Source organism: Marinomonas sp. 15G6-16 (assembly GCF_055809555.1).
In genome coordinates, this window is sequence record NZ_CM147916.1 from 154202 (window position 1) to 180308 (window position 26107).

The following is a 26107-nucleotide window of genomic DNA, read 5'->3' on the forward strand; positions in this document are numbered from 1 at the left end:
GAGCCCGTTGAGGATTGCAAGCTATTTAATTTTACTTAAGTAACCTGACGCTAACTTAGCAGCTTTACTTTCAGGAAAACGACCGATGACATCTTGTAAATAAGACCTAGCCTTTGCTGAGTCCCCAAGTTGGTCATTGACTGTTCCAAGCTTATACAAAGAGTCTGGTTCTTTACTGTGACCAGGAAACTTTTGAATGACGGTTGAAAAAGCGTTGATTGCTTCAACTGACTTCCCTTGCACTAATTTGACTTCACCCAACCAATAATAACCATTACCGGTTAATGTGTTATTTGGGTAATCTCGTACAAACTGGGCAAAAGCAGTTTCAGACTCATCAAACTTACGTTCACGAATAAAATTATAAGCTTCGTTGTACGCTTGTTTAGCTTGTTCTGTTGGCGGTTGTAAAACAACAGGGGCTAGTGGCGATATTGGCGCACTAACAGTGGGTCGCTCTTGTGTAACGGGAGTCACTACAGGAGCCGGCGCTGTTTGCTCAACTGGCGAGCTAGAGGCAGCCTGTCTATTGATAGATGATGTCATAAGCAGAGACAAGCGCTTATCAAGATCGATATAACGGTCTCGCTGACTTTCTTTCATCAGTTTTAATTCATGCCCCTGCTCTTCTAACTGGCCTCGTAAACTTTGCACTTCCTGTTGTAATGTTTCCAACTGGAAAAGTAACTCAGCGGCAGCAGCGGGAGATAATGCAGTTCTGGCTTGTTGAGTTTCGGCCATTGCAAATGGCGCTGTAAAACACAGCGCCATTGCAACAGAACGAATCTTTACTTTTCTAAAGATCATTTTTCGTAACGCACTTCAACTCGACGGTTTAACTGCCAAGCATTATCTTCGTGACCAAATGCTACAGGCACTTCTTCACCAAAGCTTACAGTTTCAATTTGAGATGCAGCAACGCCTTGAATAGTCAAATAACGGCTGATTGCTTTAGCACGACGCTCACCAAGAGCCATGTTGTATTCACGAGTACCACGCTCATCAGCATGGCCTTCTAATACGATACGTGCGTCTGGATTAGCAACTAGGAATTCAGCGTGTTTAGCCAAAGCTTCACGAGATTCAGGACGTACGATGGACTTATCAAAATCAAAGTAGAATACAGTTTCAACACCAGCCAAAGAAGCCATAGCATCTACAGCGGCATCAGCTGCAGCTTCCGCATCTTCAACAATAACACTAGTTAGAGCACCGTCTTCACCAGCACCAAACGCTTGATCAGAACTACCTGCTGTAGTGCCGTCAGTTTGTTCAGTTGAACTAGCTGCATCTTCTGCAACAGTTGATGAATCCGTTTCTGTCGCTGTTGTACTACAACCTGCAATCCAAGCTGCAGATAAACCGATAACAGCAAACTTACCTAATTTGTTTACGCTCATTATTAACTCCTCAATGTCTTTATTTGAAATACGGAGACCAAGATGGTTCACGCACATCACCTTCAGCTGATGGTAACCTATATTTAACCAGCCCATCAACGGATACTACAGCTAAGATACCCTTTCCTTGATAGGTTGTGGCATACATCACCATGCTACCGTTTGGCGCAATACTTGGTGATTCGTCTAAGTAAGTCTCTGTGAGAATTTGAACTCGGCCTGTTTTCATATCCTGCAGAGCAATATGATAATTACCGTCGTTCTTCTGAACCGTTACAAGATATCTTCCATCTGGCGTCATACTTGCTCTGGTATTTAGATCACCTTCAAAAGTGACCCTCTCTACACGCTTACTATTTACATCTAGTCGATAAATTTGCGGATTACCGCCTCGATCAGATGTGAATACTATTCCTTTACCATCGGGTTCCCAGCTTGGTTCTGTATCAATAGAGTAATGATTTGTCATTCTCTGTAGTTTCTGGGTTGCGATGTCTAAAGTATAAATCTCTGGGTTATTATCCTTGGATAATACTAAAGCAAGTTTCTTACCATCTGGTGACCATGCTGGTGCACCATTTAAGCCTCTAAACTGTGCAATCTGCTGGCGTTTGCCTGTTGCTAGCTCTTGAATAAAAATATTTGGGCGTCTATTTCTAAACATTACATAAGCAATATTTTTTCCATCACGGCTCCATGACGGTGACAAAATTGGCTCTTTTGACTCTACAACCACTTGAGGTCGGTGTCCATCGGCATCAGCAACTTGCAGTCTAAATAAAGGTGCAGTTTTATCGCCTTCAGCGGTGACATACAAAATTCTGGTACTAAATGCCCCTTTTGTTCCTGTTAACAACTCATAAACTTTGTCACTAATATAATGGGCGGCATCACGAAAGTTTCTTGCCCCAACATCAATGGAAGCATGTTTTTGAACTGGTTTTTGGCTCAATACATTCAGCAATTCAAAACCTATACGATATTGACCATTTGCTAATTTTTGAACTGAACCAATTACAACATAATCACTTTTTAAGAGACGCCAGTCTCTATAATACACATCAGCTTCTTTTGAGGGCATGCTGAGCATACTAGACCTTGGAATAGCCTGAAATAAGCCACTTCGGGTTAAGTCAGCCTCTACAATTTGAGCAATATCTTCTGGTAATGCATCAACACCTTCATAACCAAAAGGCACAACAGCGATAGGCAATAATTGATCCGCTCCGCTGGTAATCTCAATAACAAGTTGTGCTTTAGCGGTATTTATAAAAAGTAAGCAAGTAAATAAAACGCTTAACCATTGTTTTAACATCATTTAATTTCTCAAATCTTGCGGGTTAAAAATTAAGTCTATTTGACGAAAGTTCCGTTCGAATGTATAAGAATCAACATCCGCCAGCTCTTCAATGCGTCCAACTTTGTACACAGCATCTACGGCTCTTTGATCGAATAGAGCATCACCACTGCCTTTTGTTACTTGTGTGTCTCTTACTTCACCGTTCGGTAAAAAGTATATTCTTAATTGGGTTTTCATCCCATTTCTAGCATTCGGTGGACGATTCCACACAGATGTAATTCGGCTATTAATCAAGCTACTAATAGACTGAACCATTTGCGCTTCTTCCGCTGCTCGTAACCGTTCTTGCTCTGCCGCAGCTGCTTGTGCTGCCGCCTCTTCCGCTTGCTTTTTCTCTTCAGCTAACCTAGCGGCTTCTGCTTGTCTTTTTTGTTCTTCATCAGCCAACCTCTCAGCCTCAGCTTGACGTATAAGCTCTTGCTCTTTGCGTTTTCTTTCTTCTTCCGCCTGTTTTTCTAAACGCTGCTTTTCTCGCTCTTTTTCTTGCGCCAGACGCTTTTTCTCATTCTCTTGTTCGAGGCGTTTCTGCTCAGCAGCCTGTTGCCTTTCTTTTTCTTTTCTTACTGCAGCCTCTGCAGCTTCACGCTCTTTAACTCGTTTAGCTTGAGCAAGCTGTTTTTCTCTGGCTTCTAAAGCTTTCTGTTCAGCTTCTTTTTTACGCTTCTGTTCTGCTTCTTGCTTTCTTTTAGCTGCGGCATTTGCAGCTTGTTGCTTAGCTGCTCTTTCTTCCGCTTCACGCTTGCCAATAATCGTATCCGAAATATCAATTACTGTTGCGTTGACAATAACAGGACGCTTAGGCTGTTGCTTTTCATCATCACTAAAATCAACCGCCACGACGCCTGCTACTAAAATAACAGCATGTAAGCCAACAGCTAATAATACCGGAAGCCCGTAGCTATCATCTTTTAGCCATTTCATTATTTTGTATCCGGCTCAGTGACCAAACCAACATTTGGTGCACCTGCCGCCTGCAAAGCGACCATCAACCCAACAACATCACCATACGGCACATTTTTATCACCTCGAACTAACACTGCCATCGTTGGGTTTTGCGACAATACTTTTCGCACTCTATCCTGCAAAAGCTCTAAACCGATTGACTCTTGCTGGCCACCAACATCCAAATAAAACTGTCCCTTTGAATCCACAGAAGCAATCATGACATCACTTTCTGTATCTTGTATAGGCGCCGCATTTGCATTTGGCAATTCAACATCAACACCTTGAGTCAACATTGGTGCAGTAATCATAAAGATAACCAATAACACCAACATGACATCAATGTAGGGTACGACATTGATTTCAGCCATAGGCTTTCTTTTATTTCTTCTTCTAGAGCGAGCCACTATACAGCTCCTCCCTCTCTAACGTGCACTTTACGATGTAATATACTTGTAAATTCATCGGCAAAGTTTTCATAGCTAGACGCCAAAGATTCTGACGTTGCAGAAAAACGGTTATATGCAATCACAGCAGGAATTGCAGCTGCTAGACCAATAGCCGTTGCAATAAGAGCCTCAGCAATACCTGGGGCCACAGTGGCCAATGTTGCTTGCTGAACCTCAGCCAAGCCGATAAAAGAGTGCATAATCCCCCAAACGGTACCAAACAAACCAACATATGGGCTTGTAGAGCCAACTGTTGCTAAAAATGGAAGATGCTGATCAAGCTTCTCTTCTTCCTTATATAAAGCCACTCGCATAACACGTTGAATACCATCCATAACCGCATCTGGATCAACGTTTTGATTCTGTCTTAATCGAGTAAATTCTTTGATACCTGATGTGAAAATAGTCTCAATGCCTTCAACTTTTCTCCCATCCTGCGTCAGCTTTCTGTAAAGCTGACTAAGATCAATACCAGACCAAAATTGATCTTCAAATTCACCACGCACTTTTTTGGCTTTTTTAAGAACACGGACTCGTTGAAATATTACAACCCATGAAAAAATTGAAGCCGATAGTAAAATCAACATAACAAGTTGAACTACGATACTGGCGCTGGCGATAAGTCCCCAAATTGACATTATTAACCTCTATTTAAAGTCCGAAGGTAACTGGTAATTAAAATGTTCGTATGCACGCTTTGTAACTTGACGCCCTCTTGGCGTTCTAATAATAAATCCTTGCTGAATCAAAAATGGCTCAATGACGTCTTCAATTGTATCTTTGTCTTCACCTAAGGCTGCTGACACACTATCCAAACCAACCGGTCTGCCGTCAAATTTTTCTATCATAGTCAACAACATACGTCGGTCTAAATGATCAAAACCTTGATTATCTACACTTAACATATCTAGCGCTCTTTGAGCAACTTTTTGTCCAACTAATGTTTCACCACTCACTTGAGCAACGTCACGCACACGACGCAAAAGTCTATTGGCTATTCGCGGTGTTCCTCGAGAACGTCTTGCCACTTCAAAGCTACCAGAGTCGTCGAGCGTCATCCCCATTTTGCCCGCAGATCGCGTCACAATAGTGGTTAATGACTCAACATCATAAAACTCAAGTCGCTGCACAATCCCAAAACGATCTCGCAAAGGGGATGTAAGCAAACCAGCTCGTGTTGTAGCTCCGACAAGTGTAAAAGGCGGGAGTTCAATTTTTATTGATCTCGCAGCAGGGCCTTCACCTATCATAATATCCAGCTGATAATCTTCCATTGCTGGGTATAAAACTTCTTCTATTGCAGGGCTCAATCGATGAATTTCATCAATAAATAAGATATCACCTTCGTTCAAATTGGTTAGAAGCGCAGCTAAATCTCCTGCTCTTTCTAAAACTGGGCCAGATGTCGTCTTAACTTCAGCTCCCATTTCGTTGCCAATAATATTGGCTAAGGTTGTCTTACCCAATCCAGGAGGCCCAAAAATCAATGTGTGGTCGAGAGGTTCTTCTCTTTGCCTAGCGGCTTGAATAAAAATTTCCATTTGCTCACGAACAACTGGCTGCCCGATATATTCCGATAAAGCCTGAGGCCGAATAGCACGATCTATCTGTTTGTCATTCCCTTTTAGCTCTGCTGAGATGATACGATCTTGTTCAATCATATTTTATTTCCTTAACATCCCTTGCAATGCTGCCTTAATCACCTCTTCACTGCTGGCAGAATCCATTGGAATGCTCGCAATAGCTTTAGCTGCTTCTTGAGGCTTGTAACCAAGAGAAATAAGCGCAGCTTCTGCTTCTTGTCGAGGGTCGGCTTGTACTTGACGCAAAACAGTTGGTGCGGAAAACAAATCGTTTTTAGCTGCTTGGCCGAGTTTATCTCTAAGTTCAATAATCAAACGTTCTGCCGTTTTCTTACCAACGCCAGGAATCTTGGTTAAGGCGGTTACATCTGAATCCTGAACATTGGCAACCAACTCTTCAGACGACATACTAGACAAGATCGCAAGCGCCATCTTAGGGCCAATACCATTCACTTTAATAAGCACTCTAAATAAAGCTCTCTCGCTTTTATCCATAAATCCATAAAGAGTTTGAGAGTCTTCTTTCACCAAAAAGTGCGTAAACAAGGTTACTTGACCACCTAATTGAGGAAGGTCATAAATCGTTGTCATAGAGGCGCTGATTTCATACCCAACGCCATTAACATCAACCAACAACTCTGGTGGTGTTTTTTCTACCAAAGTTCCAACAATTCTTCCTATCACAGAGCTTTCCTTACATCTTGTTCTGTCCAGCGTTTAGAGGAGCGCCCTGCTCGCTTGCCAACGCCATATTCTAGGCCACCAGAGGTTCGAGTGTTTGCATGGCATAACGCAATGGCCAAAGCATCGGCGGCATCGGCTTGGGGCTTTGATGATAATTGCAATAACATTTGAACCATCAACTGAACCTGCTCCTTGTTAGCGTTACCATTACCAACGACAGACTGTTTCACTCGTCGAGCCGCATATTCATGCACATCCAACTCTTGAATGGAAGCGGCAACAATTGCAGCACCTCTAGCTTGACCAAGCTTTAATGCTGAATTTGCGTTCTTTGCTAAAAACACTTCTTCAATCGCAAATTCATTCGGTTTGTATTCATCCAATAAAGCAGAAACATTGTTAAAAATATGCTTAAGCCTAACCGATAAAGCTTCATCAGGAAGACGAATACAACCACTGTTAACATAAACTGTTTTTCCATTCACAACATCAAGGATGCCGAAACCAGTAATGCGAGAACCTGGGTCAATCGCTAATATTCTAGTGACGCTCATGTTTTTCTCTATTCTCTTTGTTACTGTATATTTCAACAGCCCTTTCGTAAGTATGCAATCTATAAATAAAAAAAGGCCGCTAATCAGCGGCCTTTTACGATTTTTTTGCAGTCCTTTAACATAACTGACTGTTTTTAATCAGCTTAAAGAAGAAAAGAGTCTACTCTGCGACTGGTTTTCTTACTCGAATACTCAATTCTTTTAGCTGTTTCTCGCTAACTTCCCCCGGTGCTTGAGTTAACAAACAAGTCGCGCTTTGCGTTTTAGGGAAAGCAATTACATCACGAATAGATTGTGAACCAGTCATCAACATAACCAGACGATCAAGACCGAATGCTAAGCCGCCATGTGGTGGCGCACCAAACTTAAGCGCATCCAATAAGAAGCCAAATTTCTCTTCTTGCTCTTCTTTAGAAATATTTAGCAATTCGAAAACAGACTCTTGCATATCTGATTGGTGAATACGGATAGAACCACCACCAAGCTCAGTACCATTAAGAACCATGTCGTATGCTTGAGACAAAGCCGTCAATGGATTTGCTTTCAACTCTTCTGGAGAGCAAGAAGGCGCTGTAAATGGATGGTGAATCGCTGTAATGCCGCCATCACTTGTTTCTTCAAACATTGGGAAATCAACAACCCAAAGAGGCGCCCACTCGCAAGTGTAAAGATCCATGTCTTCACCCAACTTGCAACGCAACGCACCAAGCGCTTCATTTACAACTTTTTCAGAGTCTGCACCGAAGAAAATCAAATCGCCGTCTTGAGCATCAAGACGAGTCAAAAGTGCTTCACGTACTTCAACTGGCAAGAACTTAACGATCGGAGATTGCAAACCTTCTTCAAGGTTAGACTTATCGTTTACCTTGATGTAAGCCAAGCCTTTCGCGCCATAAATGCCAACAAACTTAGTGTAGTCATCAATTTGCTTACGAGTAAGTGCGTTACCACCAGGCACTTTAAGTGCAGCAACACGACCTTTTGGATCAGTTGCTGGGCCAGAGAAGACTTTGAAATCTACGCCTGCCATCAAATCAGAAACTGTTACGATTGTTAGCGGAATACGAAGGTCTGGCTTATCGCTACCGTATGTTTCCATTGCTTCTGAATAAGGCATACGAGGGAAGGACCCTAGATCGACATTCAATAGCTCTTTAAACAAACCGGTAATCATTTCTTCTGTCATACCCATGATCTGCTCTTCAGACATGAAAGAAGTTTCAATATCAACCTGAGTAAATTCTGGCTGACGATCGGCACGTAAATCTTCGTCACGGAAACATTTTGCGATTTGGTAGTAACGGTCAAAACCAGACACCATCAACAACTGCTTAAACAACTGTGGAGACTGAGGAAGCGCGAAAAAACTACCTTGCTGCGTACGGCTTGGTACCAAATAGTCACGTGCACCTTCAGGTGTCGCACGAGTCAAAATCGGCGTTTCAATATCTAAGAAACCATTATCATCTAAGTAACGACGTAATACAGAGGTCACTTTAGAGCGGAAACGCATTTTAGCTTGAACTTCAGGGCGACGAAGGTCGATAAAGCGGTTTTTCAAACGAACGTCTTCACCAACATTCTGATGATCATCCAATTGAAATGGTGGTGTTTGCGCTACGTTTAAGATTTCTAGTTCAGTACCAAGAACTTCGATTTCACCCGTATTCATATTTGGGTTAACTGTTCCTTCAGGACGAGCACGAACCAAACCTTTTAATTGCACAACAAATTCATTACGCACGCTATCAGCAAGAGCAAAGCTATCAGCACGATCAGGATCAAAAACAACCTGAGTGATACCTTCACGGTCACGAACGTCTAAGAAAATAACACCACCGTGGTCACGACGACGATGAACCCAACCGCATAAGGTAATTTCTTGTGAAATATTAGAAGCATTTAACTCGCCGCAATAATGGCTGCGCATAATTTCTTTCCTATTACTGTCTCAGTAAGAGAGTGATGTGTTCTTAGGGTGTTTTCTGTTAATTCAGCCAATGTTACCGACATCAACTTATGCAATAAACAGAAGAACGGAATATTTTAAGGCAAAGCATTATATGCGAACAGAGTCCGACTCTCTAGGGGTTGCGTAAAATTTGTCTATGACAAGCTTTGCTCATTTGCTTAGCGGTGAAATTTTAATCTATTTGCTCTATTTCATAGGTCATCTTCAGGCCATTTTGAGAAAGAACAACTTCCTCACCGCACTCCTTTCCTATCAAAGCTTTCCCGACAGGACTGGATAAGGTAACTACTAAAACTTTACTGCCGTTTATTTCGACGGAAAGCCCGCCCGCACATGGCGCAACATAAAAACACTTAGCCAATACCAAATCCGCATCAATAGGAATCAGTTTAACCAAGCTCCATAAATCCACATTATCCCGACTTACCGTTACCTCTTTCTTTTCAAATGCCAACCAATCTTTCTCGCACTCAATAACTCGCTGTGATTGCCCATGAGCCAAATAAGATGCTTCCAACCCAAATGTGTCATATTTATTTTCAGCAACACTCTCTTCATTTGTTGCGGCTTCATGAGCCTGCTTTGCCGCCCATTTAGCATTTTCAAAGCGACTTAATAACGCAGATTGAATCGCCTGATGAACCTCAACTTTGTTCATACATTCTCACCTAAATACATTCGCAGACATTGTAGTGATTCAAATTAAGAATAAAAGCCTCTAAAGCGACTTACTGTAATCATGGAAGAAATATGTCTTTTTCAACAAACGATGAAATCTAAGTTGACAGTGTCAACTATAAAAAATTATATTGATAAGCATTCTCATTAAGGAGATATTCAATTATGAAAGAGGCCATTGCAGAAGCATTACATCAGCTCATTCACGGCCACCGAAACCAAATGAGGTCTCTCAACACAAGTTCTGGTATCTCGATTCCCGTCAATCATATTCGATCTTTGAAATGCATCGACAAAATACCTAACTGCAGTGCAAGAGATATTGCTCGTAAGCTCTCTCTTGATAAGTCACAAATCACTCGAGTTTTGAAAGATCTTGTTTTGGAAGGTTACGTCGAAAAACATCCAGATCCAAATAACCATAGAAGCCAATTATTAACGTTAACTAAACATGGAGAAGCTCTGCTCATCAAACTAAGCGACTTGCACCATCAAAGTATAGAAGCAATGACCGCAGGTCTAAACGACCAACAGATAGCAGATTTCATAAAGATTTCAGAAACGATGATAAGCAATCTTCGCAAATCAATCGAAAACAATTAAGGAGACCAAAATGAGCAAGCCACAACCTAGAGAGCTTATCGTTATTAAAAAAGACCAAATCTCGCCTAATATGTTGCGCATTACGTTAGGCGGGCCAAAGATGAGTAACTTCCCCGAAAATCAGGAAAGTGGCTATGTAAAACTCATTTTCCCAAACGGCGATTCAAAACCTTTATTACGAACTTACACCATCCGACATCAACGGAATAACGAAATTGATATCGACTTTATGCTTCATCAAGATGGCGGCCCTGCATCGACTTGGGCACAACAGTCACAAATCAATGATGCCATAATGATTGGAGGCCCAGGCCCAAAGAAAATGATTGCTCAACCCACTGATTGGCACTTGCTCGTTGGAGACATGACCGCCCTTCCAGCAATTAGCGTTAACTTAGAGCAACTGCCTGCTAATGCGAAAGGCTACGCCGTGATTGAAGTTGTGAGTGCCGATGACATACTGGATTTAAAACATCCAAAAGGTGTCGAGATGAAATGGATTATCAATACTCATCCAGGTGAAGACAGCGCCAGTCTATTAAATGAGGTTAAATCACTTCCATGGCTGGATGGAAAAGTCTCCGCATGGGTAGCTTGCGAATTTAGCAGTATGAAATCTTTGCGCCATTTTCTTAAAAAAGAAAAAGCACTTAGCCATGACTCTTTATATATTTCAAGTTATTGGAAATTAGGCAGCAACGAAGACCAGCACAAAATGGTAAAACGCAATGATGCCGAAGAAGAGATGATATAAAACAAAAAACCGGCTTCGCTGCAGGGCTCCACTATAAAAGTGAATTCCTGTCGCTAAGCCGGTTTTTACAACGCTTTTATTTTAAAACGTTATAGTCGAACGCTCTCAATTACCAAATCAACTACGTCATCCAATGAAGTTTCTGTAATCTCAGAATCAGCGATGGATGAATCCGCAACAAGGAAAGCAACACCTGTTTGACGAACTAATTGAGCTTCCGCTTCAGTCGCATCCGCTTTCACTAATGCCACAATACCTTGACGTAAGAGTAATCGCTCTAATGCATCAGATTTAGCCAATACATCAGCAGACAAGGCAATAACCGCTGGTTTCTGACCAAGGCGCGCTGCACGATCTTCCGCACTGACAATAGTATCCGCATCTAGCTCAGCAACAGCCTCTTCAACCATCCCGGCACCAACGGTGACGTTGGTCAGGCGGTCGATAATAACCAACGCACCAGTCAAACGACTGTTTTGGTATTCATCAAACGCAACAGGCGCATCAAATTGAATCACGCAATCGCCAATACCGTTAAGCTCAAGCGAATCAATGTCGCTTTTCTCTAACGTATTTACATCTACGCGGTGGTTAAAGTGATGCACCTTACCCGGAACGGTTTGCGTGCCTAGCTTAAAGTCATAAAGCTTACCAGGAACCAAAGCCTGATCCGCCATCCACACAACGGATGCTCTTAAAGTAGAAGCGATTAGAGGCTCATTTTCTGGGTGTGACAACATATCGCCACGACTGATGTCGATTTCATCTTCCAATGTAATCGTCACGGCTTGACCAGCTTTAGCCGATGCTAAGTTACCGTCGTAAGTTACAATCTCAGCAACTTTGGACTTTTTACCAGAAGGCAAAGCAACAATCTCATCACCCGGTTTCACAACACCAGCTGCGATGGTTCCAGAAAAACCACGGAAATCTAGGTTTGGACGATTCACATATTGAACAGGCAGACGGAAAGAATCTTTCTTAACATTACGGTTAATCTGAACCGTTTCCAAAATCGCCATCAAAGGCAAACCTTTGTACCAAGGCGTGCTTTCAGAAGCATTCACTACGTTATCGCCACGTAATGCAGACATTGGCACAAACTGAATATCTTCAGGTTTGCGATCGCCAAGCTGGTCTACAAACGCAAGGTAGTCTGACTGAATTTCATTGTATTTAGCTTCAGAGAAATCCACCAAATCCATTTTGTTAACCGCCACAACAACATGCTTAATGCCAAGTAAAGCGGCAATATAAGAGTGGCGACGCGTTTGTGTTTGTACACCGTAACGAGCATCAATCAAGATAATAGCAAGGTCACAAGTAGACGCACCGGTTGCCATGTTACGTGTGTATTGCTCGTGTCCCGGTGTATCAGCAATAATGAATTTACGCTTTTCGGTAGAGAAATAACGGTAAGCTACATCGATCGTGATGCCCTGCTCACGCTCAGCTTGAAGACCATCAACCAATAAGGCTAAATCAACTTCTTCACCTTGAGTTCCTGACTTTTTACTGTCACGTTTAACTGCATCCAAATGATCTTCATAAATCAATTTAGAGTCATGTAGCAAACGACCAATTAACGTACTTTTACCGTCGTCTACGTTGCCACAAGTAAGAAGGCGCAGTAGATCTTTTTCTTCATGTTGTTTCAAATAGCCAAGTATGTCTTGGCTGATCAATTCTGACTGGTGAGACATTCTTTACTCCAAACTTAGAAATAGCCCTGTTTCTTCTTCTCTTCCATTGATCCCGAAGAATCATGGTCAATCATGCGCCCTTGGCGTTCTGAACTGGTTGTCAGTAGCATTTCCTGAATGATCTCAGGCAAAGTTGCTGCTTCTGATTCAACCGCTCCAGTTAACGGATAACAGCCAAGTGTACGGAAACGAACAGACTTCATTTCAGGCGTTTCACCATTAAGAGGCATACGTTCATCATCAACCATGATAAGAGTGCCATCACGCTCAACAACAGGACGTTCAGCAGAGAAGTAAAGAGGAACAATTGGAATACTCTCTAGATAAATGTATTGCCAAATATCCAATTCTGTCCAGTTAGACAATGGGAAAACACGAATACTTTCGCCTTTATTTACTTTGCCGTTGTAGATATTCCAAAGCTCTGGGCGTTGGTTTTTAGGGTCCCAACGATGTTGCTTATCACGGAAAGAATAAACACGCTCTTTCGCACGAGATTTTTCTTCATCACGACGAGCGCCACCAAATGCGGCGTCAAAACCGTATTTATCCAAAGCTTGCTTTAAACCTTGAGTTTTCATCACATCGGTATGTTTAGAGCTGCCGTGTGTGAAAGGGCCAATGCCTTGAGCGATACCTTCTTGGTTCTGGTGAACAATAAGCTCTAATCCAAGCTTCGCGACCAACTCATCACGAAACTTAATCATTTCTTTAAATTTCCAGCCAGTATCAACATGCATTAAAGGAAACGGTGGTTTACCTGGATAAAATGCTTTCATAGCAAGATGCAGCATTACCGCTGAATCTTTACCGATAGAATAAAGCATTACTGGATTATCAAATTCTGCAGCCACTTCACGAATAATATGAATACTTTCCGCTTCCAGTTGCTTTAAGTGAGTTAACCTTTCCTCAGTCATAATTCCTCATCTCTGTTGTAAGGATTGTGTATCTGTAAACTATAACATGCCTTTAAGTTATAAAAAGACTCATATTTAGACTTTAGTTGAATATGCATATTAAAAATATGATTAACCAACCGAAAGAACAAAAAATCACACCCAAAGCCACTAATCTTGGACAGAGTTTCTTATTTCAGACACAAAAAAGGCCGAACAATCGGCCTTTAAGAGTTTTTTTAGATAACGCTCACTTATTCAGCATTCAATTGCTGCTCAAGCATGAGTTGATTAATTTGCTTACGCAGACGAATGATTTCACTGTTTACCTGCGTTCTAAATGCATCGCTAGAGTCAATCGCATCCTGATGGCTGGCTAAAGTTTGCTTCACTGTCACCAAGTCTGCATCACTTATATTCGATGCTTTGTCGTCAAATGCGGCCACTTCATTTTGAAGAGCTACTAACTCTTGCTGAATTTTGCTTAGCGCGGCTGTTTGACTAACCACAGCACTATCCAAAGCCTCAACCTGCTCTTCTTGAGCAATTATTTTGCTATCCACTTCATTTAAGGTTGCACCTTGCTGCTCTTGCATTTCCGTTACATTTTTCACTGCACCGTCTAACGAAGCCACATTAGGAACAAGCTTGTTGTAACCTGCTTCGATGTCATTAAAAGTATCAGACTGAATAGCAATACGTTTAGACTGAACAGATAAAGTATCCTTCAATGAGGCGACTTGTTTCTCCAGTTCTTCTAGCGTTTTATTGTTGTTGGCAATCGCTGTGCGATTTCTATCGTAAGCAACAGCCCACAATTTACGAATTTCGCTATCATGCTCTTTTAGGGTTTCTTCTAATGTCTGACCTTGTTTGTTAGCCGAAACATCCGCTGCAAGCAATTGGTGGTCAAGATTCTGTATTTCTGTCTTGGCACCATAAACTTCATTGCGCAATTGCATATTTTGTTGCCACAGCCAAAAACCACCACCTGCGGCGGCCAACAAGACAATCAAAATCAACAAGTAAACGCCTAGTAAATTTGCCTTTTTATGCACAACATTAGGCGCGTGCTTTGGTTGCGCTTGGGTAGGAATAGACCGAGCTTTAGGCGTCGCCATAGTCGGTCTTCTTTCGCTGACTTCATCTTGATCCAGAGTCAGGCTTGGGATCTCAACATCATCATCTCTTCGCATGGAAATCTTATATAGTCGTTATTAACAAAAATTATGGAAAATCGTCCGAGAACAATTCTAAAGAATATTATCTTAACTTGTTCGGTGCTACTATATAAGCACCATTAACTGCTTGATAACAAGCATTTTTCGTTAATATAAAGCAAGGAGAATTGAAATGTCTTTTGAATTACCAGCCCTTCCTTATGCTAAAGATGCTCTTGAGCCTCACATGTCTGTGGAAACTCTTGAATACCATCACGGTAAGCATCACAACACTTATGTTGTGAAATTGAACGGCTTAGTTCCTGGTTCTGAATACGAAAACAAATCACTTGAAGAGATCATTACATCTGCTCCTGCTGGTCCTGTTTTCAATAACGCAGCACAAATCTGGAACCACACTTTTTTCTGGAACAGCTTAAGCCCTAATGGCGGCGGCGAGCCAACTGGCGCTCTTGCAGATGCCATTAACGCTAAATGGGGTTCTTTCGCTAAGTTCCAAGAAGCGTTTAATGACAAAGCAGTCAACAACTTTGGCGCTAGCTGGACTTGGTTGGTTAAGAATGCTGACGGCTCTCTAGATATTATCAACACTAGCAATGCAGAAACACCGCTGACAAGCGACCAAACTGCAATCCTAACTGTTGATCTATGGGAACACGCTTACTACATTGATTACCGCAATGTACGTCCTGACTACCTTAAAGGTTTCTGGGCACTAGCTAACTGGGAATTTGCGGCAGCAAACTTCTCAGCTTAAGGCCTTTCAGACGTTTTATTAAAACGTTCATAAGACCAGTCAAAAAAAACGCGGCTTTTAAGCCGCGTTTTTTTATTCAAATTTAAAGCCTAAGCACTTAAGCACGGCCAGCAAATTTACGCTCTTCAACATTAACCTTAATTAGATCACCCGTAGAAATATGCTCCGGCACCTGAACGGTTGCACCAGTCGACAATTTCGCGGGTTTAGTACGAGAGGTTGCAGAAGCACCTTTGATAGACGGATCTGTTTCAACCACTTCTAACTCAACATTAGTAGGCAATTCAATTGCTACAGGCACATCGTTTACCAAGACTACTTGAATACCTGCAGTACTTTCGTTGAAGAACAATACTTCCTCTTCAATCGACGCTGTATTCAAGTTATAAGGCGTGTAATCTTCATTATCCATGAAGACGTACTCATCGCCATCAGAATAAGAGTACATCACAGGTCTACGAATAAGATCAGCCAGATTGATCATGTCTGAATCTTTAAAGGTTTCATCCAGCTTTCGACCTGATACCACATCGTACATGCGCATGCGGTAAAGACTTCCACCTGCACGACCTTGTGGAACTGAGCGCTCAATAGCTCTTACAATGTATGTTTTACCATCGTAATCAATCGCCATATTTCTTTTAATTTCACTCGCCTTAGGCATCTTCTCTCATCCTAAAAATAACGTTTTATAAAATGTAAAAATGAGTCTTCACTCATCTATTAACGCCCCGAAGGGCTTTAATGCTATTTGTGCTTTTTAGCAGCATTAATCATCTGCTTTCATGTGAGCACTGTTGATCACTTGATGAATAGGATAAAGCACATCCGCTCCTAAAATCTTAGCACGCTCAGGTGACCAACCAACTATTTCGTCTGGTAGATTCTGGTTGTCTTTAAACGGCATTTCCAAAGTAAAAGACAGGCAATTATAAGTTTCACCAACCCACTTCGTTGCCACCGTAAGATTGGCCTCACCAAATTGATCTGGCGTATAACCAATTTCTGTTTGAAAGTCTGGGCTGACAGCAGTAAAGGCGTCTTTAAACAAAGTCTCCATTGCAGCCATCCGATCATCAAAAGATGGAACACCTTGGCAACCGTCTACAAAGTTTACAGGTAAGGCTTCATCACCATGAATGTCTAAAAACATGTCGACACCTGTTTCAGCCATTTTTTTCTGAACAGCCAATACTTCAGGGCTAAATTCTGGCGTTGGATTTTTCCACTCGCGATTCAAGTTCACACCTTTCGAATTCACTCGTAAATTACCTAATACCGCGCCATCTGGGTTCATATTTGGCACAACATAAAAACGACATTGTTTTAGCAAAGAACGCGCAATGGGGTGAGACTCATCAAACAATCGCTCTAACAAGCCCTCGATGAACCATTCCGCCATGGTCTCACCTGGATGCTGACGAGCAATGATCCAAATGTTTTTTGCTAAGCCTTGGGTTTTGCTGACTTCCAACAAAGTAATATCACGCCCTTCTGCGGTTTCACCTAAATGATCGGTAATACAATCTTCATGGCTTGCCGCCCAAGAAATCATGTCTAAGTGACGCTCATAGCTGTAAGGCGCAAAGTAAGCATAATAAACACTATCTTGCTCAGGTTGATGAGAAATCACCAATTTGCCATCAACATATTCTGTAGGAACACGGAACCAGTATTCACGATCATAAGAAGCAACCGCTTCATAATTTACCCAACCATCAGGGTAAGCGGCATCACTGGCATTTTCGAAATGGATCACGCATTGTTCACCCATTCCGCCTTGTAAACGAAAATAAAACCATTGGAGGAATTTAGAGTTTGTATCATTAGGGATCTTTACTCTAATATTGTCCGGCTCCGACGCATTTATAACGGAGATGTTACCGCCATCAAACGCACTACTGATCTTGATTCGGCTGGTCATTTATTCTTCCTTAACAATCAAACATTGGTTCTAAATTATGGCAAGTTTACCTATATTCATGACGGCTGTCGCCAACTCTTCCGACGAGCCCGCTTTCCCATTACTTTTTACTTGGTCTACTCATGGTGCTCAGGTTAAAGAAGTGCTCGTTATTCCAGATGACGAATGGCTAGAAAACCACACTATCGAACCTAACGCCCATGATTTGGACGAGCAGCAACTCCATGAATTTGGTTTTGAAGCCAGCGATATCTTAGCTGAGTGGATTAATGAATTTGATACAGATGTTGTTTACGGACTAGAGCCTGAAGAACTTAACCACCTTATCGAAGCCACTTACGATATAAAAGGTTTAGAGCCGAGCTTTGAGGTTCAAAGCATTCACTCCTGGTTTGAAGAGCGTGACGTAAATCTAAACGATGCCTTTTTAGAACAAGGTCAAACAACGCCACTGCACTTACTACCGCCTGATGAGCTAGTCATACAGCTATTACAAATTGCCGTGGAGCATGGACTTATCGACCAAAACGATATTCCGCCAATCGATTAAAGCGCGGCAACGGTGTGTGTAATCAAACTGCGCACACCGTTCACCAGCATTTGCACAGACATCATCAATAACAACATTCCCATTAACCTTTCTAGTGCAGCCAAGCCTTTTTCTTTTAATAAGCGATTCAGCAAAGGTGCCATGGCTAGAATCACAACCGAAATCCCCCACGCCGCCAAAACAGAAATCAGCAATGAATTCTGTTCTTCAGGGAAACTTTTTACCATAACCAATAGCGTAGCCAAGGTTGACGGCCCAGCTAACATAGGAATAGAAATAGGCACTATGAATGGCTCTACAACATTGGTTTTCTCTTGACTTAACGCAGAAGGAAAAATCATTTTCAACGCGATGACAAACAAGACAACGCCACCAGCAATAGAAATAGACTCTGTTTCAAGGTGCAAGACTTTCAAAAACTCAGCGCCAAAAAATAAGAAAGCCACCAAGATTAAAAGGCCAATCAAACCGTCACGTATCACAATTTGATATTGTCGCTTCTGTGCAACCCCTTTCATAACGGACAATAGAATGGGGATATTTCCAAATGGATCAATTACAAAAAGAAATAATAGGGTTGCAGAAAGGATTGAAAATTCATTCGTCATTAGTATAGCCAGTTAAACTTATTAAAAATAAAACAGTTAGAACAGACAAATAAACGCCTGCTCTAATCAGATTGCTTTTATACCACCGTGCCTCTTGGTGGACGCTCTTTATTGATGGTAAATACCATGCCATCTAATAGTTCTCCAAGATCAGGGCGAGCTGATGGGCCATTAGAAATAGCCACGATTTGAACCGTCCCGTCTGGACGTAAACAAAATACCGCAGGCTCTGCAAACAAACCATCGGCCTCATTTGGGCTCAGTGGTTCACTAATATACAGACCTAATTTACGCATCTCATCTTCTGACAATTCGCAAGCGACAGGAAAGGTCCAACCAAACTCAGCAATATCCGCTTGTGCTTTCTCACGAGAATCCGCCGATACTGTCATAATACTAAAGCCAGCATCATGCCAAGCTGTTTGCATTTGTTCCAGGGTGTTCAGATATTTTTTACATCGGGCACAATGCTTACCACGATACACAATAACTAATTGCCATTTTCCAGACGCGTTTCCAATTTCAACTTTCTCACCACTGTCTACAGACAATGCCGAAAAGGAAGGAAAAGTAACGCCAGCACTCACTTTTGAACCACTCATAAGACATACCTTTTTTATAATAATTTATTGACATGTACAGTCTTTCAAATTTACTGCAGAAAACAACCTAGACAATAGGCTTATTCACTCTTTGCTTGCTTGTTGAAAATCCACCATTGTAAGGTTTAAAGAGCGACTTCCTTGTCGCTCTTTATCAATATCTAAACATTGCTGCTTTGAAGTCTAGGGAAGGTGCGAACAAGTCCACTGGCTTCAGCGTGTGGATAAACCTTTATTATTCGAGGCAAGCTTCGCAGTCCAATATGAACATATTAGCAAGAAGCTTAACAAAGAATAAAAAGTGTTTAGCCCACGCCCTTCGGGTCTTTCAGAGAAACGGCCTCTCTGCGTTAAGAGTGATTGAAAGGTATTAACATTCCTGCTCACTCTTGCCTTGATAGACCGTTTCTCTGATAAGGCTGAAGTTCAGAAGACTTAATCGCACCTTCCCTAGCCGTTTTGCATTTCTTCAAGTTCAAGCCAACGCTCCATTGTGGATTCAAGCTCCTGCTCTTTGTTAGCCATTTCCGCCAAAGTATTCTGAACTTTTTCTTTGTCTCCAGAGTAAAAGTCAGCCGAGCTTGTGATCTCATTTAATGAGGCAATTTCAGCTTCTAGCTTGGCAATGGTTTCCGGCATCAAGTCAAATTCACGCTGCATTTTGTAGCTGAGCTTCGCTTTTGGTTTAGCGGCAGCTTTTGCTTCAACAACAGGTTCTTTTTTTTCAGCCACTTTAGCTTTGCTTTTCGGCTCATCTGTTTGCGATGTTGATTCCGTTGGGAATTTACCGCCTTGGCGAATCCAGTCTTGATAACCACCAACATATTCTTTCACATGACCATCACCCTCAAAGGCAATGACACTGGTGACAACGTTATCAAGGAAAGAACGGTCGTGACTTACCAACAACAAGGTGCCGTCATAATTCATTAACAGTTCTTCCAATAACTCCAATGTTTCCACATCTAAGTCGTTGGTTGGCTCATCCATTACCAATAAGTTAGCTGGTTTAGTAAAAAGCTTTGCTAATAAAACACGGTTACGCTCACCACCCGAAAGCGCTTTGATTGGTGTTCGAGCACGCTCAGGAGGGAATAAGAAATCACCAAGATAGCCAATAACGTGTTTGTTCTGGCCATTAATCTCAATAACATCTTTGCCTTCGCCCACGTTTTCAGCAACCGTTTGCTCAGGATCTAGCTGTTCACGCAACTGGTCGAAGTAAGCGACGTTTAATTTCGTTCCTTGACGCACTTCCCCTGTTGTTGGCTGAAGGTTGCCTAATAAGATTTTTAGGAAGGTACTTTTACCGCAACCATTTGGACCGATCAATCCGATACGGTCACCACGATTCACCATAAAGTCCATTGGGCGTAAAATAACTTTATCCTCAAAGGAGTGACTAACTTGAGTAAACTCTGCCACCAACTTACCGGACTTCTCTTTCGTCTCAATTGCCATTTTGGCATTACCTTGACGATTGATTCTTTGTGACCTTTCTTCACGCAAGGCTTTTAAAGCTCGTACTCGGCCTTCGTTACGGGTACGTCGCGCTTTAATCCCCTGACGAATCCATACTTCTTCTTCAGCAAGACGCTTATCAAATAAAGCATTTGCGCGCTCTTCTTCTTCCAGTAGCTTTTCTTTAAAGACAAGAAACTCATGAATGCTGCCGCTAAAAGAAAGTAAATTACCGCGGTCTAATTCAACGATACGGTTTGCTAATTTTTCGAGGAAACGACGGTCATGGGTAATAAAAAGAATCAAACCACGGAATTGCTGAAGCTGTTGCTCCATCCACTCAATCGTTGGCACATCCAAATGGTTAGTTGGCTCGTCAAGTAGTAAAACATCTGGATTCGAAATCAATGCTTGCGCCAAAATAACACGACGACGCCAACCACCGGATAATTCCGACATCAATTTATCAGCCGGTAAAGCCAATCGTTGAATCATGTGATTCACTCTTTGCTCTAAATCCCAGCCTTGAACTTTATCCAACTCAGTTTGAATTTCACCTAGCTCATCTGAGTGGTCATTTTCCATGTCTTCTAAAAGCTTGAAATAACGAGCCATTAGCTCGTGAGCTTGACCTGCACCCTCACTCACCACTTCTCGAACGGTTTTTTCATTCGCTTCAGGCAGCTCTTGAGGTAGTTGAGCGACCTTCATACCGCCTTCAATTCGAACCACACCTTCGTCTGGAATTTGCTCCCCAGATACAATTTTCAAAAAGGTGGATTTACCAGCGCCATTACGACCGATAATAGCAACACGCTCTCCAGCTTCCGCTGAAAAACTGATTTTTGACAACAGCGGATTATGCCCAAAAGCAACACTGATCTGTTCTAACGACAATAGACTCATATCTATCCATATAATGTAAAAATTTTGTGGCGATATAGTATCACTCTTCTAACAAAAGAATCAGCACATACCCATACCTAGGCATCTAAAAATAGTTAATCTAAAGGCAATAAAATAAACATTTAACAAGCAGCGTCATTAACTCAGATAATAACCTAGATATAATCCTGACAATTCTTGAAGAAAAGCAGATCATTAGCCATTATCTAAGAAAACAATTCATTATAAATTTTCATTTATGGAGCCTTAAATGGAGCTAAAAAATAAAGTAGGACCCATCACTGCTGTTGTTGTAACCGCTATCGCAGTAGGTTGGATGCTCATTGGTGGAAATGGCGTTACGGTTAGCCCTTCCGAATCAAGCCAAACAAACAATACGATTTCCAGCCAAACAGCAGAGTCCAAACTTATTTATTCCGTTCAAGCAAAAACATTGACGGCTCGTACCATTGAAATGCATTTGCCGCTTAGTGGCACAACAGAAGCGGATGAAACCTTATCTTTGATTAATACCTATCCGGGTAGAATCACCAATTTGCCAATCGAAAAAGGTTCCTTTGTCAAAAAAGGAACACCTCTTTTACAAATTGATACTCGAACACTAAAAGCCGAAATCGACCAAGCTAAGCTGCTAGTCAAACAAAGAACATTAGAGCTAGAGGGAGTTAAGCAGTTAGCCGCCAACAATTACTCTTCTAAGGTGAGTTTGGCCCAAGCAGAAACCGAATTAGCCAGCGCGAAGTCAGCAGAGCGTCGACTATTGGTCGATTTAGAGAATGCCACTCTTACTGCGCCCTTCTCCGGTATTTTAAACACATTAGATGTTCAAGAAGGCCAAGTCATTGCCGCTGGTGACGCCATCGGCACATTAGTCTCTTTGAATCCAATTAAGGTGAGCGTGAACATACCTCAGAACAAGATTCAGCAAATCAAACTCGGCACACCCGGAGAGATTCGACTTGAATCAGGCTACGAAGCCGAAGGTTTTGTTTCTTATATAAATACAACTGCCAATGCAGCAAGCCGAACCATTACTGTCGAAATACAAGTAGATAACCCAGATAACGTTATTCCGGCTGGATTAACCGCAGCGGTTGATTTCATCATCGACGAACAAAAGGCGCATGCATTTTCACCTGCATTACTCACGTTAGATGATGCTGGAAATACGGCGATCAAAACCATCGATATTAATAATCGAGTAGTGATTTCTCCAGTGACTATTGTGAAATCTGAGCGAGACCAAGTATGGGTCAGCGGCCTACCTGATAATGTGAATATTATTACTGTTGGACAAGGTTTTGTGTCTGCTGGTGATAAAATTGACGCACATTACAAAGACTAAGGAGTCTCAGCCATGCAAACTTTGATTGAGGCGGCCTTAGCTCGCTCCAGAACCGTAATGATGTTCTTTGTCCTAATACTTGTTATGGGCGTTGTATCTTACATCGAAATAGCCAAAGAAAATGACCCAGACATTACTATTCCCCTTGCCTATGTTTCTGTCTCCTTAGAAGGTATCTCACCAGAAGACGCCGACAGCTTATTAGTCCATCCTTTGGAAAAAGAGCTGAAAGGGCTCGAAGGTTTAAAGGAATTAAAATCGACCGCTTCTGAAGGGCATGCTTCTATTATTTTGGAATTTGAGTCTGGCGTAGACATAGATCAAGCTATTATTGATGCGAAAGACAAAGTCGATCGAGCGAAAAGCGAATTACCTGATGATGCAGAAGAACCCACCGTAACAGAAATCAATTTATCGACGTTTCCCGTATTACGAGTCAACCTATCAGGTAATGTAGATTTCGCGACTTTAAGCCGCACAGCGAAGAACCTTCAAGACGCTATTGAAGCGGTTGATGGTGTTTTGGAAGCGGCTATTAGTGGTGACCGTGATCAGCAAGCGCAAATCATTATTCGCCCAGAACAACTTGAATCCTATAATTTATCTCTCACAGATGTTGCCAATTTTGTCTCAGGCAATAATCGACTTGTCGCTGCAGGTAACCTTGATACTGGCGCGGGCCGCTTTTCTCTAAAAGTCCCAGGCCTGCTTAAAACCAAAGAAGACATTCTCAACTTACCGATTAAAGCAGAAGGCGATCAAGTTGTTCTATTAGGTGATATTGCAACGGGTGAACTCACCTTTGAAGACCCAAGCAGCTATGCTCGAGTTGAAGGTAAACGCAGTATCAGCTTAGCAGTATCAAAACGCGTCGGCGAAAACATTATCGAAACCATTGAAGCGGTAAAAGAGGTTATCGCGTCTGAAAGTGAGCAATGGCCAGAAAATCTTGAATACAACTTAACCGGCGATAAATCGACCGATATAGAAACCTCTTTAAACGATCTGTTCAATAATGTCTTAGCGGCAACGCTCTTGGTGATGATTGTGATTGTCTGGGCTCTCGGTATTCGCAGCGCTCTACTGGTCGGTTTGGCGATTCCTGGTGCTTTTCTATCTGGTATTTTGTTATTGGATTTACAAGGCTACACCATCAATATGGTTGTCTTGTTTGCCTTGATACTCAGTGTCGGCATGTTGGTTGACGGCGCCATTGTAGTTACAGAATACGCGGATCGAAAGTTAGCCGAAGGCGCATCGAAACGACAAGCGTACAGTGAAGCTGCAAAACGTATGGCTTGGCCAATTACGGCTTCGACAGCAACCACGCTTGCTGTTTTTATGCCTTTGCTCTTCTGGCCTGATATTGTTGGCGAGTTCATGAAATTCATGCCAATCACCATTATCGCAACACTGGCCTCCTCACTGGTAATGGCATTGATTGTACTTCCTACCATTGGCTCCATGATTGGTAAGAAAGGCGCTTACAGTGAAAAAACGTTACATGCTATGCGCATTACGGAAAGCGGCGACTTAACTGAACTGACGGGACCGACTGGTTTTTATGGAAGAATGCTAACCCGTTTAGTCGAGCGACCAATTTGGGTATTGATGTTCACCATTACCCTCCTTATTAGTGTGTTCATGATTTATGGAAAGTTTGGTAAAGGAGTTGAATTCTTCCCTAACATAGAACCGGAATCTGCCAACTTGGAAATACGAGCCCGTGGCGATCTATCTCTTGATGAAAAAGACGATTTAGTCAAACAGGTTGAGCTACAACTTATTGGTACTCCTGAATTAAAAAGCATAGTGACAACTTCCTACGCAACACCCGGAAATAACGCATCGCCCGATAGCATAGGCTCGATCAGCTTGGAATTTGTTGATTGGTACCAGCGTGAGCCAGCGAGCATCATCCTGGATCGCATTCGCGAAAGGACGAAGCAAATCCCTGGGATTGAAGTGAGCGCAGAAAAAGAGCAAGGCGGCCCACAATCTGGTGCAGATATTCAATTACAGCTTACTTCTAATTACTCGGAAGCGCTCTATTTAGCAGCAGATGAAATCAGTAAAAAGTTGCTTGAAAGAGAAGAAATCGTCACGGTCAATGACGATCGTTCCTTAGACGGAATTGAATGGCGTATTGATATTAATCGAGCTGAAGCAAGTCGCTATGGTGTTGATGTTAATAGCCTTGGCAATGTTATTAAACTGGTTACCACGGGCATTACATTAAGTGATTTTTTACCAGAAGGCGCGGATGACAAAATAGACATTGTCTTGCGCTATCCAGTCAATCAACGTAGCTTAGATCAACTTGATCAGTTACAGATACCAACGAATCAAGGAAGCATTCCTGCGAGCAATTTCATTACTCGTTATGCCGCTCCAAAACAAGGTGTAATCAATCGTACAGACGGTAAAAAAGCCGTTCAAATTGATGCTGACGTAAAAGACGGTTTAGTCGTTGATGAAATCATTAAAGCCATTAAAGTTGAATTGGACAACGCCAATATCGACAAAACCGTCAGTTATGAATTCCGAGGTAATACCGAAGAACAGCAAAAATCGATGGTCTTTTTGTTGAAAGCTTTTGGGGTTGCCTTCTTCATCATGGCGATCATTCTTGTCACCCAATTTAACAATTTCTTCCAATGCTTATTGATATTGAGTGCGGTTGTCTTTTCAACCATGGGTGTCTTCATCGGGCTCATGCTTAAAGGTCAGCCTTTTGGTGTTGTTATGAGTGGTGTTGGAGTCATCGCCTTAGCCGGTATTGTAGTCAACAACAACATTGTATTGATTGATACCTTTAATGGTTTACGCAAGCAAGGGATGATGGTGCGTGAAGCAGCGATTCGTACGGGAGTTCAACGCCTGCGCCCTGTTATGTTAACTACGATCACAACCGTGCTTGGGCTAATCCCGATGGTGTTTCAGTTAAACATAGACTTAACACATCAATCATTAAGTGTTGGTGCTCCTTCTGCTCAATGGTGGACACAACTTTCTACCGCTATTGCTGGTGGATTGACGTTTGCTACGCCACTGACGCTGATCTTAACACCTTGCTTGTTAGTACTTGGCTATCGTAGAAAAGAAAGAAAACAGCTTGAAGCTCTTCAACAGGAAACTACCTCGAACGTTTCACCTATTAACTCTCTAGAATAAAGCCCTCCCCTAGAAACA

25 protein-coding genes are annotated in these 26107 nt (G+C 42.1%); 6 read left to right on the forward strand and 19 right to left on the reverse strand.

Annotated elements, in window-relative coordinates:
- Positions 1-21: 21 nt before the first annotated feature.
- From ybgF to AC0L46_RS00840, 11 genes are all read right to left on the reverse strand, one after another.
- Positions 22-807 (reverse strand): tol-pal system protein YbgF, encoded by a 786-nt coding sequence (ybgF, locus tag AC0L46_RS00790; protein WP_473505042.1) that lies wholly within the window; start codon positions 805-807, stop codon positions 22-24.
- The gene (gene pal / locus AC0L46_RS00795; RefSeq protein ID WP_473505044.1) at positions 804-1400 is read right to left on the reverse strand and encodes a peptidoglycan-associated lipoprotein Pal; all 597 of its coding nucleotides are present in this window, start codon (positions 1398-1400) and stop codon (positions 804-806) included. Before pal ends, ybgF begins: the two co-directional genes overlap by 4 nt.
- 19 nt (positions 1401-1419) lie before the next feature.
- On the reverse strand, positions 1420-2718 hold the full coding sequence (tolB, locus tag AC0L46_RS00800) for a Tol-Pal system beta propeller repeat protein TolB (RefSeq protein WP_473505046.1): 1299 nt from the start codon (positions 2716-2718) through the stop codon (positions 1420-1422).
- Positions 2719-3681: a cell envelope integrity protein TolA gene (gene tolA, locus AC0L46_RS00805; RefSeq protein WP_473505048.1), complete on the reverse strand. Its 963-nt coding sequence runs from the start codon at positions 3679-3681 to the stop codon at positions 2719-2721. It lies immediately after the preceding gene.
- Positions 3681-4109, reverse strand: coding sequence for a protein TolR (tolR, locus tag AC0L46_RS00810; RefSeq protein WP_414682373.1), 429 nt, complete (start codon positions 4107-4109; stop codon positions 3681-3683). Before tolR ends, tolA begins: the two co-directional genes overlap by 1 nt.
- A complete protein-coding gene (gene tolQ, locus AC0L46_RS00815) occupies positions 4109-4789 on the reverse strand; it encodes a protein TolQ (protein WP_473505050.1) in 681 nt (226 codons plus the stop codon). Before tolQ ends, tolR begins: the two co-directional genes overlap by 1 nt.
- 9 nt (positions 4790-4798) lie before the next feature.
- Positions 4799-5812 (reverse strand): Holliday junction branch migration DNA helicase RuvB, encoded by a 1014-nt coding sequence (gene ruvB, locus AC0L46_RS00820; protein ID WP_414682375.1) that lies wholly within the window; start codon positions 5810-5812, stop codon positions 4799-4801.
- Between the two features lie 3 nt (positions 5813-5815).
- Positions 5816-6418 (reverse strand): Holliday junction branch migration protein RuvA, encoded by a 603-nt coding sequence (gene ruvA, locus AC0L46_RS00825; protein WP_473505052.1) that lies wholly within the window; start codon positions 6416-6418, stop codon positions 5816-5818.
- Positions 6415-6972 (reverse strand): crossover junction endodeoxyribonuclease RuvC, encoded by a 558-nt coding sequence (gene ruvC / locus AC0L46_RS00830; RefSeq protein WP_473505054.1) that lies wholly within the window; start codon positions 6970-6972, stop codon positions 6415-6417. Before ruvC ends, ruvA begins: the two co-directional genes overlap by 4 nt.
- Positions 6973-7132: 160 nt before the next feature.
- Positions 7133-8902, reverse strand: coding sequence for an aspartate--tRNA ligase (aspS, locus tag AC0L46_RS00835; protein ID WP_473505056.1), 1770 nt, complete (start codon positions 8900-8902; stop codon positions 7133-7135).
- A gap of 214 nt (positions 8903-9116) precedes the next feature.
- Positions 9117-9602 carry a GreA/GreB family elongation factor gene (locus AC0L46_RS00840; protein WP_473505058.1) on the reverse strand — a complete coding sequence of 162 codons (486 nt, stop codon included), beginning with the start codon at positions 9600-9602 and terminating at the stop codon, positions 9117-9119.
- Positions 9603-9787: 185 nt separating this feature from the next.
- On the opposite strand from AC0L46_RS00840, the gene AC0L46_RS00845 reads away from it, so the two are divergent.
- A complete protein-coding gene (locus tag AC0L46_RS00845) occupies positions 9788-10225 on the forward strand; it encodes a MarR family winged helix-turn-helix transcriptional regulator (protein ID WP_473505060.1) in 438 nt (145 codons plus the stop codon).
- Positions 10226-10235: 10 nt separating this feature from the next.
- Entirely contained in the window at positions 10236-10979 is a 744-nt protein-coding gene (locus AC0L46_RS00850) for a siderophore-interacting protein (RefSeq protein ID WP_473505062.1), read from the forward strand.
- Between the two features lie 89 nt (positions 10980-11068).
- On the opposite strand, the gene cysN is transcribed toward AC0L46_RS00850, so the two are convergent.
- The 3 genes from cysN to AC0L46_RS00865 all read right to left on the reverse strand — a co-directional run bounded on the left by cysN (position 11069) and on the right by AC0L46_RS00865 (position 14777).
- Positions 11069-12682: a sulfate adenylyltransferase subunit CysN gene (gene cysN, locus AC0L46_RS00855; RefSeq protein ID WP_473505064.1), complete on the reverse strand. Its 1614-nt coding sequence runs from the start codon at positions 12680-12682 to the stop codon at positions 11069-11071.
- Positions 12683-12696: 14 nt separating this feature from the next.
- Positions 12697-13602 carry a sulfate adenylyltransferase subunit CysD gene (cysD, locus tag AC0L46_RS00860; RefSeq protein ID WP_347983226.1) on the reverse strand — a complete coding sequence of 302 codons (906 nt, stop codon included), beginning with the start codon at positions 13600-13602 and terminating at the stop codon, positions 12697-12699.
- Between the two features lie 233 nt (positions 13603-13835).
- Positions 13836-14777, reverse strand: coding sequence for a hypothetical protein (locus tag AC0L46_RS00865; protein WP_473505066.1), 942 nt, complete (start codon positions 14775-14777; stop codon positions 13836-13838).
- A gap of 157 nt (positions 14778-14934) precedes the next feature.
- Between AC0L46_RS00865 and AC0L46_RS00870 the strand changes: the two genes are divergently transcribed.
- Positions 14935-15519: a superoxide dismutase gene (locus AC0L46_RS00870; RefSeq protein ID WP_414682384.1), complete on the forward strand. Its 585-nt coding sequence runs from the start codon at positions 14935-14937 to the stop codon at positions 15517-15519.
- 97 nt (positions 15520-15616) lie between these two features.
- Here AC0L46_RS00870 and efpL read toward each other — a convergent pair whose 3' ends face one another.
- Together efpL and AC0L46_RS00880 are read right to left on the reverse strand one after the other, a co-directional pair.
- On the reverse strand, positions 15617-16183 hold the full coding sequence (gene efpL / locus AC0L46_RS00875; protein WP_414682385.1) for an elongation factor P-like protein EfpL: 567 nt from the start codon (positions 16181-16183) through the stop codon (positions 15617-15619).
- Between the two features lie 105 nt (positions 16184-16288).
- Positions 16289-17443, reverse strand: a complete 1155-nt coding sequence (locus tag AC0L46_RS00880; protein WP_414682386.1) for a M14 family metallopeptidase — start codon at positions 17441-17443, stop codon at positions 16289-16291.
- Between the two features lie 37 nt (positions 17444-17480).
- On the opposite strand from AC0L46_RS00880, the gene AC0L46_RS00885 reads away from it, so the two are divergent.
- A complete protein-coding gene (locus tag AC0L46_RS00885) occupies positions 17481-17993 on the forward strand; it encodes a hypothetical protein (protein WP_473505068.1) in 513 nt (170 codons plus the stop codon).
- On the opposite strand, the gene AC0L46_RS00890 is transcribed toward AC0L46_RS00885, so the two are convergent.
- The 3 genes from AC0L46_RS00890 to AC0L46_RS00900 all read right to left on the reverse strand — a co-directional run bounded on the left by AC0L46_RS00890 (position 17990) and on the right by AC0L46_RS00900 (position 21570).
- Positions 17990-18601, reverse strand: coding sequence for a MarC family protein (locus AC0L46_RS00890; RefSeq protein WP_414682388.1), 612 nt, complete (start codon positions 18599-18601; stop codon positions 17990-17992). The two genes, AC0L46_RS00885 and AC0L46_RS00890, sit on opposite strands and share 4 nt — an antisense overlap.
- Before the next feature lie 77 nt (positions 18602-18678).
- Positions 18679-19203, reverse strand: a complete 525-nt coding sequence (locus AC0L46_RS00895) for a peroxiredoxin family protein (RefSeq protein WP_473505070.1) — start codon at positions 19201-19203, stop codon at positions 18679-18681.
- A gap of 450 nt (positions 19204-19653) precedes the next feature.
- Complete coding sequence (locus AC0L46_RS00900) at positions 19654-21570, reverse strand: ATP-binding cassette domain-containing protein (protein ID WP_473505072.1); 1917 nt, start codon at positions 21568-21570, stop codon at positions 19654-19656.
- Between the two features lie 250 nt (positions 21571-21820).
- On the opposite strand from AC0L46_RS00900, the gene AC0L46_RS00905 reads away from it, so the two are divergent.
- Positions 21821-22915 (forward strand): efflux RND transporter periplasmic adaptor subunit, encoded by a 1095-nt coding sequence (locus tag AC0L46_RS00905; protein WP_473505074.1) that lies wholly within the window; start codon positions 21821-21823, stop codon positions 22913-22915.
- Between the two features lie 12 nt (positions 22916-22927).
- Positions 22928-26089, forward strand: coding sequence for an efflux RND transporter permease subunit (locus AC0L46_RS00910; protein ID WP_473505076.1), 3162 nt, complete (start codon positions 22928-22930; stop codon positions 26087-26089).
- Positions 26090-26107: the final 18 nt, after the last annotated feature.